Here is a 13,461-nt window from a genome sequence, read left to right as displayed (position 1 = left end):
ATCCGCCCCCACGTCGCCGGAGGGAGACCATTTTCCGCGAACCCCGAATGCAAGGACTTACGTCGTTTCCTCACACCCGGCGCCGGCCCCGCCTCGCCGGAACGCCTTCCGGTGTATCCGATGCGGGACGGGGGAATTGTAGGCATGAGCCGTAAGGGCGGGGATGAAAAAAGCGCGATGCCGACCTCTTTCCTTGCGGGAGAGAAAGAAAAATCAGCATCTTAGCTGAAAAGCCGGATGCCGGATTTTTCAGGAGAGAAGCTAAGTCGTCCCCCCTGAGAAGTGCGGAACAGGCTGGGAATGCGACCACGCCGGAGGCACATTGTGACGACAACTTTGCGCCAAAAGCAGTCATAGGTAAATAAGCGTGAGTCCTCGAAAGGCTGACTGGCGTAATCCCATGCAGCACTGGCGGCCACATTGTCAGGACGAGCTGCCGGAGCTTTAGACGCTTGACAACCAGTATGGCTAGAGCAAAACTCTGCCCATGGGGTTGCGATCACCCCACGAGGCCACGGCTGAAGAATCGCGTCCTTTGAACCCGAGTAACGGAGGGACGCGCTATGCCGTCATATCTGGAAATCACACCCGACAAACTTGGCCGTATAATCGGTACACCTAGCCTGCCGACCATCATCGACGTCCGCAACGACGAGGACTTCGGCAGCGATCCAAGACTGATCCCCGGCTCCATCCGGCGGGACTTTCGCCGCGTTACCGAATGGGGGCCTGACATATCCGATCCGGCCATCGTCTTCTGCCAGAGAGGGCAGAAGCTTGGCCACGGCGTTGCCGCCTATCTGCGTGCGATGGGCAAGCAGGCCGAGGTGCTGGAAGGCGGCTTCGAAGCCTGGCGTGACATTCAAGGGCTGCTCGTCCCGGAAGACAGGCTTCCGGCCAGAGACGCGCAAGGCCGCACGGTGTGGGTGACCCGGGTAAGACCGAAGATCGACCGCATTGCCTGCCCCTGGCTGATTCGCCGCTTCATCGACCCTTCCGCACTCTTCCTCTTCGTCCCCGCGACCGAGGTTGCACTTGCCGGAGACCGATTCAATGCGACGCCCTTCGACATCGAGGATGTCTTCTGGAGCCATCGCGAAGAACTGTGCACCTTCGACGTGATGATCGAAGAGTTCTGCCTGAAATCGGAGCCCCTCCTTCATCTGGCGAGGATCGTACGCGGTGCCGATACCGCACGGCTGGACCTCGCTCCGGAGGTAGCCGGTCTACTGGCGGCATCGCTCGGCCTATCGCGCATGTTCAACGATGATCTGGAGCAGTTGGAGGCGGGCTTGACGCTCTACGACGCCTTCTACCGCTGGTGCCGCGACGCCACCGACGAGAGCCACAACTGGCCGAACCAGAGGAAGGGATGAAGATCGTGACCGACCTTGGAAAGGCTGCGGATCATACCGTGGCTGAAGGAGACATCGTCCCTGTCTCGGAAGCCCTGAAGGTCTGGGCTCGCGTGGCCGCCCTCAGCTTCGGAGGACCAGCGGGCCAGATCGCGGTGATGCACCAGATCATCGTCGACGAGAAGCGGTGGATCGGCGAACATCGCTTCCTCCACGCTCTCAACTACTGCATGCTCCTGCCGGGCCCTGAGGCTCACCAACTTGCAATCTATATCGGCTGGCTGCTCAACAAGACCTTGGGGGGCATGATCGCGGGCATCCTGTTCGTGCTGCCGGGATTCGTCTCGATCCTGGCGCTCAGCTACGTCTACGTTCTGCTCGGCGATGTCGCCGTGGTTGAGGGCATGTTCTTCGGGCTGAAGTGCGCGGTGCTGGCCGTGGTAATACAGGCGGTGTTCAGGATTGGAAGCCGGGCCATCAAGAACCGGGCAATGATTGCACTTGCTGCCGCTGCTTTCGTCGCAATCTTTTTCCTTCAGATAGCCTTTCCCCTCATCATCATTGCAGCCGGGATTATCGGGTGCCTGGGCGGCCGCACCGGTGCCTCCGCCTTCCGCATCGGCGACGGGCACAAGGCAGGTTCCGGGAGAATCTTGGACGATCGGGACTCGCTTCTGGGTGAGGACATTCCGGTTCATGCCCAGCCAAACCTTGCATGGTCGCTGAAGACTGCCGGTGCTCTTGCCGCACTCTGGCTTCTCCCCGTCGCCGGGTTGCTGTTGGCACTCGGTCAGCACAACGTCTTTTCGCAGATCGGCGTCTTCTTCAGCCAAATGGCCGTCGTCACCTTCGGCGGAGCCTATGCCGTCCTTGCCTATGTCGCGCAGGAGGCCGTTCAGGGGTTTGGATGGTTAAGGCCGGGAGAGATGCTCGATGGGCTCGGAATGGCCGAGACGACACCAGGTCCGTTGATCATGGTCACCCAGTTCGTTGGTTTCCTCGCAGGCTACCGTGAGCCCGGAAACGTGAGCCCGCTTGCCGCCGCGACACTTGCGGCCATGCTCACGACGTGGGTCACATTCATACCGAGCTTCCTCTGGATTTTTGCCGGAGCACCATTCATAGAAAGGATGCGGGGCAATGCGGCGCTCAGCGGAGCCATGGCGGCAATCACGGCGGCGGTCGTCGGCGTCATCCTGAACCTTGCCGTTTGGTTCGGGCTGCACGTGCTGTTCAGTGAGGTCACAACGCTGCCCCTCGGACCGCTATCTTGGGACGTCCCGATCCTCAGTTCCGTCGACTGGCCTTCACTCACGTTGACGCTGCTTGCCGCCCTCGCGCTGTTTCGTCTCAGGCAGTCCGTGATCACGGTTCTCCTCGCCTCTGCTGCGCTGGGGATCGCGTGGAAGGTGCTGATCTAACCCTCAGTAGGAAAACCACCTCGGTTTAGGAGTGACTGTTTCGGGCCGACAGCGGAAGAGCTTCAATGGCTCCAATGCGTTATCCGCTGACCCGCTCTCACGTGGCTTACGCGCCAAGGATAAAGTGGCCCCGTCAAGTTAAATAAATCTCCACCTACAATGCGCCACTTTCAAGCGGCAATCCTTGTCCACGGTTGCCGCATTTTTCAGGAGATCCTATGAATTCCCCCGCGTCAAAACTGCGCATCGCCGTGCTCTTCGGCGGCCGTTCCAGCGAACACGACGTTTCGATCATGTCGGCCACCAATGTGATGCGGGCGCTCGACCCGCAGAAATACGACGCGCTGCCCGTCTTCGTCACCCGTGACGGGCGGTGGCTGAAAAGCCGCTTCGAGGGCGGCGAGCTCGACAGGCCTTCGACCGGTGTCGAAATCTGCCTTGTGCCCGGCGGTCGCGGCCGCATCCTGACGATCGGGCCCGACGGAACGGCCGCCGAGGGCGGGAAAGTCGATATTGTCTTTCCGGTGCTGCATGGCCTGCACGGCGAGGACGGCGCGGTCCAGGGGCTATCGGAGGTGGCGCGGGTGCCGCTCGCCGGCTGCGGCATCCTCGGCTCGGCAACCGCACTCGATAAGGATATCGCCAAGCAGCTCCTGAAGGCGGCCGGCGTGCCGGTCGCCCGCTCGCTGACGATCGATCGGGATGCGCCGCCCGCGCTGGACGCACTCGAAGCCCGGCTCGGCCTGCCGCTCTTCATCAAGCCCGCCCGGCAGGGCTCGTCGGTCGGCGTCAGCAAGGTCTCGGGAAGCCAGGAATTCGCGCCGGCGCTCGCCGCAGCGTTCGGGCACGACCGCAAGCTGCTCGCCGAAGAGTTCATCGCCGGCCGCGAGATCGAATGCAGCGTGCTGGAAGATACCAAGGGCGGCCTCTTCGTCTCCCGTCCCGGCGAGATCGTGCCGGCCGAAAGCCACGGTTTCTACAGCTACAACGCCAAGTATATCGACGAAAACGGTGCAGCGCTGAAAGTGCCGGCGGAGCTTCCGCTCGAGGTCGAGAGCGGCATTCGCGAGATGGCGGCCCGCGCCTTCCGCGCGCTCGGCTGCGACGGCATGGCGCGCGTCGATTTCTTCCTGATGGAGGACATGCGTTTCCTCGTCAACGAGGTGAACACCATTCCGGGCTTCACCGACATCAGCATGTATTCGAAGGCGATGGAGGCTAGCGGGATCAGCTATCCGGAAATCATCGACCGGCTGGTGGAGCACGGCCTGGCGAGAGCGGCACAAGGGGGCTGAGACCCGCAATAAGTCCGGAACTACTGCCGGGGGCTTCTGCTACCGGATTGTGGAGAAATGCTCTAAATCAGATCCATCGTCCTTCATTCTCGGGGAGCTATGGCAATGGCAGTGATCGCGATCTTTGGCGCAGGTGCGATGGGAGCAGGGATCGGCCGGAGGCTGGTCGAAGGCGGCACCACGGTGCTGACCTATCTCGAAGGCCGTTCGCCCGCGACCAGGGAACGGGCGGAAGCCGCCGGCATGCGGCCCGCCAGCCTTGATGAAATGGTCGCGTCGGACATCATCCTCTCGATCGTGCCGCCGGCCGAGGCCATCGCTGTCGCCGAGAAACTGGCGGCGGTGGCCGCAGGGCACGGGAAGCGGATCACCTTCATGGACTGCAACGCCATTTCCCCGAAGACAATGGGCGAAGTCGCGAAGCGCTTCGATCTGCAGCATGCAGAGGTGCTGGACGGCTCGATCATCGGAATGCCGCCGAAACCGGGTTATGACGGCACTAAACTGTATGTGAGCGGCGATGCCGGAAACAGGAGCGGGCTCCTCGCCGGACGCGGGCTTGACATACGCCGCATCGACGGACCGCTCGGCGCCGCTTCGGCACTAAAGATGTGTTACGGAGGCATCAACAAGGGCGTCGTCGGCCTCGGTACGGCGATGATGCTCGCCGCCATCCGCTCCGGCGCGGACCAGAGTTTGAAGGGCGAACTCGCAGACAGCGCGCCCGATCTCAACCGGAAACTCTCGCTCGGCATTCCCGACATGTATCCCAAGGCCTATCGTTGGGTGGCGGAAATGGAGGAGATCGCCGCCTTCCTCGGTGAAGACGACCCCGCCTCCCTCATCTTCAGGGGAATGGCCGGGCTTTACCGGAAGATGGCGGAGGACAGGAATGCAGGTGGGAAACTGGCAGATCAACTCGACGAGTTGCTGCAACGGGAGTGAGACGATCGCTCCTCACTCTGCCGCCAGCAACGGCTCGTCCTTCTTCTCTTCACCGACCTCATCATCCTTGCGGCGCGCGGCATGCGCGAGTTCCTGGTGGAACCGCTCTTCCTCATGCATGTGCGGCTTGGCAAAGCGGGCGATCAGAAGATAGGCGACCGGCGTGATAAACAGCGTGATGAGCACGGCAAAACCGAGGCCGCCAACGATGACCCAGCCGAGCGCGATACGCGCTTCGGCGCCGGCGCCCCTCGCAAGCACCAGCGGAACGCCGCCGATGATCGTCGCAATCATCGTCATCATGACCGGGCGCAGCCGAAGGGCGCAGGCCGTTTCGATCGCGTCGCGGACATTCGCGCCGCGATCCCGCAGCTGATTTGCGAACTCCACGATCAGGATGCCGTTCTTGGCCATGACCCCGACAAGCAGCACGAGGCCGATCTGGCTGTAGACATTGAGACTGGATCCCGTCAGCACCAAGGCGATCGCGGCGCAGGCAAGCCCGAGCGGAACCGTTGCCATGATGATCAGCGACGACAGCACGCTTTCGAACTGGGCGGCGAGCACCAGGAAGATGATGGCGATCGCAAAACCGAAGGTGAGCAGCATGGCGTTCGAATTCTCGCCGAGCGTCTTGGCCTCAGCCATCGGCATCAGCCGGACGCCCGACGGCAGGAGCGGCTGGGCGAGCGCGGTCATCTCCTTGACGGCATCGCCGAGCGCAACGCCGTCACGCAGGCCGGAAGAGATCGACACCGAGGCAAGCTGCTGCTCCCGGTTGAGCTGCGGCGCCACGGCTCCCTCCTTCAGGGATGCGATCGTCGACATGGGCACGATCTTGCCGTCACCGGTCTTTAGGAAAAGATTTTCAAGATCGGTCGGGTCGTCGAGCGGCCGGGTGGTGGAGGTGAGCTTCACCGGCAGCGCATCGCCGTTGACGAAGACATCGACCACCGACCGCCCTTCCAGGAGCGACTGCATAGCCGTCGACAGTCCGGTGATATCGATGCCGAGGTCGGAGGCACGTTCGCGGTCTATCGCGACGGAAAGCTGCGCCTGGGTCGGCTCGTTGGTGAGGCGCGGCGTGTCGAACAGAGGGCTCTGCTCCATCTGCGACACCAGTTTCAGCGCAGTCGAGGTGAGCAGATCATAGTCATTGCCGACCAGCGCCATCTGCAGGCCGTTGCCGGCGCCGCGGATCTTGAGGCTGTTCGACTGCATCGTGAAACCGCGCAGCGCCGGAACGCGGAGCGCCGCCGCATTCACATCCGCGGCGATCTGGTCCTGGGTCCGGGCGCGCTCGTCCCAGGGAGCAAGCGTCAGCACCATGAAACCGCTGTTCTTGTTGTTGTTGAAGCCGGAGATCGAGAAGATATTGGCAATCTCGCCTGCGTCCAGCAGCGGCTTCAGGTTCTCCTCGACACGCTGCATCTGGTCGCGGGTGAAATCCAGGCTCACGCCCTGCGGCGCGGTAAGCCGCAGCATGATCGAGGCGCGGTCCTCGCGCGGTGTCAGTTCGCTCTTGACCTGACCGAAGACGTGATAGGCGGCGAATGCAAAGATCGCCGAAACAATAATGACGACCAGCGGCGCATTCAGGCAAAAACGAAGCGCGGAGGCATAGATGCGGGCAAACGCATTGCCGAACACGCCAAGCAGGCCGTGTTCCTCCTTCATCGGCCTTGTGAGCATGCGCGACGCCAGCATCGGGCATAGGGTAAGTGCCGTGACCGAGGACAACGCGACCGAGAAGGCAAGCACGAAGCCGAATTCCTTGAACAGTCCGCCGATCTGGCCGGGAAGGAAGGACAGCGGGATGAAGACGGCCGCAAGCGTCGCGGTCGTCGCAATGACCGCGAAGAACACTTCCTGCGTGCCGAGCACGGCGGCAGCCCGCGGTCCCATGCCTTCCATCCGTCGCCGGACGATATTCTCCAGCACCACGATCGCGTCGTCGACGACGAGGCCTGTCGCAAGGACGATCGCCAGCAGCGTCAGGATATTGATCGAGAAACCGACGAGATAGATCGCAACCAGCGTGCCGATCAGCGCCACCGGCATCGTCAGCGCCGGGATGAGCGTCGCACGCCAGTCGCGCAGGAAGAGATAGATGACCGCCACGACCACCGTCGCCGACAGGATGAGCGCGATCTCCACTTCGTGCAGCGCGCCCTTGATGAAGAGCGCGTCGTCACTGGTGATCGCGATGCGCGTCCCTTCCGGCAGCGTCTTCTGCAGTTCCGCCACCGCGTTCTTCACGCCGTCGGAAATATTGAGCGTATTCGACTGGGCCTGACGGATAATGCCGAGGCCGATGCCTTGCACGCCGTTCGACCGCAGCACCGTGGAGCCGTCGTCCGGTCCGAGCGAAACGGTCGCCACATCCGAAACCCGGATGTTCGGCGCAATCAGCACGTTTTCAAAATCCCTGGGCGTCGTGAGACTGGCCGTGGTGCGCACTACGATGTCCTGCGTCGTGCTCTTGAGGGAGCCGGCCGGCACGTCGAGCGCCGCGCTTTCCAGAGCCTTGGAGACGTCCGCAACGGTCAGCCCGCGGCCGGCGAGCGCCGCCTGGTTCACGTCCACGCGGAATACCTTGTCCTGATCGCCGTAAAGCTGGACGTCGGCAACGCCCTCGACCGCAGCCAGCCGGTCGACGATCTCGTTGTCGACCAACTGGGTCAGATCCTCCATCGACAGCTTGGACGAGGTGACCGCCAGACGCATGATCGCATCCGAATCGGCATCCGCCTTGACGATGCGCGGGTCATCGGCGTCGTCCGGCAGCTGGTTCACGATGCGGCCGACCGCGTCGCGCGCGTCGTTCGCCGCGTCCGAAAGATCGACGGAATCGTTAAATTCCATCGTCACCCGGCTCGAACCGAACTGCGACTGCGAGGAAAGCGCCTTGAGGCCGCTGACACGGGCGACGGCCCCCTCGATGACCTGGGTGACCTCCTGGTCCATGGTCTGCGGCGAGGCACCGTCATAATTGGTCTGCACGGTGATGATCGGCCGGTCTACATCCGGCAGTTCGCGCACTTCGACTCCCGCGAGCGCCGCAAGGCCCGCGACGACGAGCAGCGTATTGAGGACCGCAGCCAGGATCGGCCGCCTGACGAAGAGCGCCGTAAACGTCTGGCTGGATTTACCGTCGCCTGAAGGCGCTTGCCTGTCGTGACCAAAGCTTGGGAGTTCGATCTTCATTGGCGCGCCACCTCGGCCGTTTCCGGCGCGCCGAAGATGCGCACGGGTGCCCCTTCCCTCACGCGCTGCAGGCCTTCCGTCACGACCATGTCACCTTCGTTGAGTTGAGCTTCCACGAGAACCGCATCGGGATTGCGCTGCACGACGCGCACACGGGTCTTGACCGACTTGCCGTCCTTGATCTGCCAGACGTAGGACCCCTCGCCGTCCCATTGGACGGCCAGCGGATCGACGGCCGGATAGGTCTCGCCCGCAAAACGCATGCTGACGCTGAAGGACATGCCGGCACGCAGCACGTCGCCCGGATTTTCGACGCGGGCACGGATGCGCATCGTGCGGCTTGCAGGATCGACGCGGTTATCGATTGCCTCCACCTTGCCGGAAAAGATCCGGCCCGGTCGGGCGATCGAGCTCGCCTCGACCGGCTGGTTCGGCTCGATGGCGATGGCGAAACGCTCGGGCGCCCAGAAATCGACGAGGATCGCCGACCTGTCGTCGATGGTGACGATATTGGTCTGCGTCGTGACGTTGTCGCCGATATTGACCGCGACGATGCCCGCAATCCCGTCGATCGGCGCTGCGATATCGCGACGCTTCAGATTGAGTTCAGCGGTGGAAAGCGCAAGCTTCGCCGCCTCTTCGGCGATCTGGGCATCGAACACGTCGAGGCGGGAGACCGACTGCAGGTTCTTGTAGGAGACGGATTTCTCCTGGGCGCTCCTGAGCGCCACCTCCGCCTTATCGCGCTCGATCATCTGTTCGTCGTCGTCGAGGCGGGCAAGCACCTGGCCCTTCACGACCTTCTGGCCGGACGCGACCATGATTTCATGGATCGTGCCGGAGGCCTGCGGCATGACGATGACGGACTGGATCGCCTCGCCGCTGCCGATCGCCGACAGGCGATCGTTGACGGTGCCGGTCGAAACCGCCTCGGCGACCACCATGGTCGGGCGGTTGCCGCCGCCCTGGCCGCGCTGTCCGCCTGCGCCCTGGCCGCTCCGGCCCGGCTGCTGCGCTGCAGCATTACCGCCGCCGGCGCCCTGCGCCGCGGATTTCGCCTGTTCGGGACGGATCGCAGCCACCACCTGGCTCGGGACGCCCATCCTAGCAAGGGTCTCACCGGCGCTCGGGACCATGAATACCCATAGACACAAGGCTCCGGCCAGGATCGCGATACTCAGCAGAAGCTGTTTCCAAATCCGCATTCAGGTCTCCGGGTGGGGCGCATTCCAATTTCCAGAGCAAGTATCCTTTTTTGCATGTGCACAGGCAATGGGAGATTCCGTACCTTACGGAAATGTAACCTCACGAAATCTCACGGGTTTGTTAGATCGGATGCATACATGACGCCCCCGAATTACGGTTTTCTGACGGAGCAGCGATCCGCCATTCCACAATTTAGCCGGGACTTAAGGAGAGACTGGGAATAAAAGAGGAACATTTTCTGGTCTTTCAGGTCCGAATCATTACATTGGCCGCATGAGTAACAGTTTCGACGACATCCCGTTTTTCGACGAGGAGCCCGAGCCGGTGCCGCGCAAGGCACCTGCCCCGACGCCTGCGGAAAATGCCGGGCTCGGCATCGCGGCGCGCGCCATGGCCGCCCGGGATCAGCATCGCGCCCCCGACTATCTCTCAGGCCTCAACCCGGAGCAGCGCGAAGCGGTCGAGACGCTGGACGGCCCCGTCCTCGTGCTCGCGGGCGCCGGCACCGGCAAGACGCGGGTGCTGACGACGCGCATCGCCCATATCCTGGCGACCGGCCGAGCCTATCCCTCACAGATCCTCGCGGTGACCTTCACCAACAAGGCGGCCCGCGAGATGAAGGAGCGCATCGGCGTTCTCGTCGGCGGCGCGGTGGAAGGCATGCCATGGCTCGGCACCTTCCATTCGATCGGCGTGAAACTCCTGCGACGCCACGCGGAGCTCGCAGGGCTCCGCTCCGACTTCACCATTCTTGACACGGACGACGTCATCCGCCTCATCAAGCAGCTCATCCAGGCGGAGGGGCTCGACGACAAGCGCTGGCCGGCCCGCCAGTTCGCCGGCATGATCGACACCTGGAAGAACAAGGGCCTGCTGCCCGCCGATATCCCCGAAGGCGATGCGCGGGCCTTTGCGAACGGCAAGGGCCGCGAGCTCTACGCCGCCTATCAGGCGCGGCTCAAAACGCTGAACGCCTGCGACTTCGGCGACCTTTTGCTGCATCCAATCGCGATCTTCCGCCAGAACCCGGATATCCTGAAGGATTACCACAACAGGTTCCGCTATATCCTCGTCGATGAGTATCAGGATACCAACACGGCGCAATACATGTGGCTGCGCCTGCTCGCGCAGCGGCCGAAGGGTGTGCCGCAGAACGTCTGCTGCGTCGGCGACGACGACCAGTCCATCTATGGCTGGCGCGGCGCGGAGGTGGACAATATCCTGCGCTTCGAGAAGGATTTTCCGGGCGCCAGGGTGATCAAGCTGGAACGCAACTACCGTTCCACCGAGCATATTCTCGGCGCCGCCGGCCATCTGATCGCCCATAACGAAGGCCGCCTCGGCAAGACGCTGTTCACCGACCGGGTGAACCCCGACGACGAGAAGGTCATCGTGCATGCCGCCTGGGATTCCGAAGAGGAAGCCCGCGCCGTCGGCGAGGAGATCGAACGGCTGCAGCGCGGCGATTCCGATGGAAAGAAGCACGCGCTGAACGACATGGCGATCCTCGTGCGCGCCTCCTTCCAGATGCGCGAATTCGAAGACCGGTTCGTGACGCTCGGCCTCAACTACCGCGTCATCGGCGGCCCGCGCTTCTACGAACGGATGGAAATCCGCGATGCGATGGCCTATTTCCGGCTTGTCTGCCAGCCGGCCGACGATCTCGCCTTCGAGCGTATCATCAACACGCCGAAGCGGGGCCTGGGCGATACGACCGTGCGCTATCTGCACGACTATGCCCGCGCCCGCGATATCCCCATGCTTCAGGCTGCCGCGGATATCATCGAGACGGACGAACTGAAGCCCAAGGCGCGCAAGGCGCTGTTCGACGTCGTGCAAAACTTCCGGAACTGGAGCCAGAAGCTTGAGAACACGCCGCATATCGAACTTTCCGAGCAGATCCTCGAAGAGTCCGGCTATACGGACATGTGGAAGGCCGACAAATCCGCTGAAGCGCCAGGCCGGCTCGAAAACCTCAAGGAACTGATCCGCTCGATGGAAGCCTTCGAGTCGATGCGTGGCTTTCTGGAACACGTGTCGCTGGTCATGGATGCCGAGCAAAACGAAGACATGGATGCGGTGTCGATCATGACGCTGCATTCCGCCAAGGGACTCGAATTCGAAACGGTCTTCCTGCCCGGCTGGGAGGAAGGCCTGTTTCCTCATCAGCGGGCGCTCGACGAAGGCGGCCGCGCAGGGCTGGAGGAGGAACGCCGCCTCGCCTATGTGGGGATTACCCGCGCCAAGCGGCGTTGCCACATCTGGTTCGTCTCCAACCGCCGCATCCACGGGCTGTGGCAATCCACCATGCCGTCACGCTTCCTCGACGAACTGCCGCAGATGCATGTGGACGTCGCCGTCGCCGATACGAATTACGGGGGATATGGCGGCGGACGCGGCGGTTACGGCCAGTCGCGCTTCGACAAGGCCGATCCCTTCGCCAATTCCTATTCGACGCCCGGCTGGAAACGCGCCCAGCAGAACAAGACCGACGCCACCCGCGACAACTGGGGCACCCGCTCCGGCCACGCGGTGGAACGCATCGGCTACGGCGAAAGCGGCCCGCGCGGCCGCACCATCGAGGGCGAGCTGGTGGCGAAATCCACCACCGAAACCCCCTCGCAATTCTCCGTCGGCGACCGAGTGTTCCACATCAAGTTCGGCAACGGCAATATCGCGGCAATCGAGGGCAACAAGCTGACGATCGATTTTGACCGGGCGGGGCAGAAGCGTGTGCTGGAAGGGTTTGTGGAGCGAGTGTGACTACCTAATTTCTTCACTTCTTTTAGCGCACTGTCTATAAGTCGAGCAAAAATCTTCGGCAATCAAAAGTAGATCTCATAGTTAAACCGCTCGCGCATGATGCTCATCACGGCGTCGCCCTTGCCACCCTCCCTGTCTCCCGCTACCTCAGTCACCGAGGATTTTCCGTCATCTAAAGGGAGGCCACCATGAAAGCCATCGTCACGGCCCCCGGAGGGCTCGATGCCCTGAAGCTGGTCGATCTGCCCGATCCCGGCAGGCCGAGGCCGGGGGAGATAAGGGTCGCGCTGCATGGTAGCTCGCTGAATTTTCATGATCTCGGCGTCGCAAGCGGCAGGACGCCGACCGATGGCCGGATTTTGATGGCGGACGGTGCCGGCGTGGTCCAGGAGGTCGGAGAAGGGGTGACGGAGTTCAAGCCGGGCAACCATGTCGTCTCCTGCTTCTTTCCCGACTGGCAGGACGGTCCGCCGCTGCCGGGCGGCTTTTCGCGCACGCCGGGCGACGGCATCGACGGCTTCGCGGTCGAATATGCGGTGCGGCCGGCAACCGCCTTCACGCTGGCGCCCAAAGGGTTCAGCCATGCGGAGGCGGCGACGATCACCACCGCCGGTTTGACTGCCTGGCGGGCACTGGTCGAGATCGGCAGGCTGAAGGCCGGCGACACGGTGCTCGCGCTCGGCACGGGCGGCGTCTCGATCTATGCCCTGCAGCTCGCCCGCGCCATGGGTGCAAGGGTGGCGATCACGTCGTCTTCGGATGAAAAGCTGGAACGGGCGAAGCAACTGGGCGCCGAATTCACCGTGAACTACAAGGAGCATGCCGAGTGGGGCAAAAAGGTCTTCGACTGGACCGATGGCCGCGGCGTCGACCATGTGGTGGAAGTGGGCGGTCCGGGCACGCTCGCGCAATCGATCCAGGCGGTCAGGATGGGCGGCAGCATAACCATGATCGGCGTCTTGACCGGCATACGCGGCGAGGTGCCGACCGCAGCCCTCGCCGGCAGGCAGGCGACGCTTTCCGGCATCCTCGTCGGCAGCCGCCGCCAGCAGCAGGACTTTGTCCGCGCCCTCGACTGCGGTCTCTTCAGGCCGGTCATCGACAAGGTGTTTCCGCTCGAAAAGCTGGCGGATGCCTTCCGCTATGAGATGAGCGGCGGTCATTTCGGCAAGATCGGCGTGGAATGGTAGGCTGAAAGACGGAGGTTTTCCTTGCCGAAAGCCCCTGCCCCGTCTAGCTCTGGGCCGACACCGGATAAGGAGGCGGCTC

General features: G+C 62.9%; 8 protein-coding genes. 6 read left to right on the top strand and 2 right to left on the bottom strand.

Features of this window, described 5'->3' with window-relative positions; translation table 11 throughout:
- Positions 1-563 precede the first annotated feature (563 nt).
- The 4 genes from J2046_RS16060 (at position 564) to J2046_RS16045 (ending at position 5,016) form a co-directional block, all read left to right on the top strand.
- Entirely contained in the window at positions 564-1,376 is an 813-nt protein-coding gene (locus J2046_RS16060) for a chromate resistance protein ChrB domain-containing protein (RefSeq protein ID WP_210053405.1), read from the top strand.
- The gene (gene chrA, locus J2046_RS16055; protein ID WP_210053403.1) at positions 1,373-2,776 is read left to right on the top strand and encodes a chromate efflux transporter; all 1,404 of its coding nucleotides are present in this window, start codon (positions 1,373-1,375) and stop codon (positions 2,774-2,776) included. The genes J2046_RS16060 and chrA overlap by 4 nt, the downstream gene beginning before the upstream one ends.
- A 218-nt stretch (positions 2,777-2,994) precedes the next feature.
- Complete coding sequence (locus J2046_RS16050) at positions 2,995-4,071, top strand: D-alanine--D-alanine ligase family protein (RefSeq protein ID WP_210053401.1); 1,077 nt, start codon at positions 2,995-2,997, stop codon at positions 4,069-4,071.
- Between the two features lie 105 nt (positions 4,072-4,176).
- A complete protein-coding gene (locus J2046_RS16045; protein WP_210053399.1) occupies positions 4,177-5,016 on the top strand; it encodes an NAD(P)-dependent oxidoreductase in 840 nt (279 codons plus the stop codon).
- Between the two features lie 12 nt (positions 5,017-5,028).
- Here J2046_RS16045 and J2046_RS16040 read toward each other — a convergent pair whose 3' ends face one another.
- Positions 5,029-8,223 (bottom strand): efflux RND transporter permease subunit, encoded by a 3,195-nt coding sequence (locus J2046_RS16040; protein WP_210053397.1) that lies wholly within the window; start codon positions 8,221-8,223, stop codon positions 5,029-5,031.
- Positions 8,220-9,428, bottom strand: a complete 1,209-nt coding sequence (locus tag J2046_RS16035; protein WP_210053395.1) for an efflux RND transporter periplasmic adaptor subunit — start codon at positions 9,426-9,428, stop codon at positions 8,220-8,222. The genes J2046_RS16040 and J2046_RS16035 overlap by 4 nt, the downstream gene beginning before the upstream one ends.
- Positions 9,429-9,702: 274 nt before the next feature.
- Between J2046_RS16035 and J2046_RS16030 the strand changes: the two genes are divergently transcribed.
- Together J2046_RS16030 and J2046_RS16025 are read left to right on the top strand one after the other, a co-directional pair.
- Positions 9,703-12,192, top strand: a complete 2,490-nt coding sequence (locus J2046_RS16030) for an ATP-dependent helicase (RefSeq protein WP_210053393.1) — start codon at positions 9,703-9,705, stop codon at positions 12,190-12,192.
- Positions 12,193-12,380: 188 nt separating this feature from the next.
- Positions 12,381-13,382 (top strand): zinc-dependent alcohol dehydrogenase family protein, encoded by a 1,002-nt coding sequence (locus J2046_RS16025; RefSeq protein WP_210053391.1) that lies wholly within the window; start codon positions 12,381-12,383, stop codon positions 13,380-13,382.
- Positions 13,383-13,461: the final 79 nt, after the last annotated feature.

It is taken from the genome of Neorhizobium petrolearium, from assembly GCF_017873175.1.
GTDB lineage: Bacteria > Pseudomonadota > Alphaproteobacteria > Rhizobiales > Rhizobiaceae > Neorhizobium > Neorhizobium petrolearium.
This window is presented reverse-complemented; position numbering and strand designations above follow the sequence as displayed.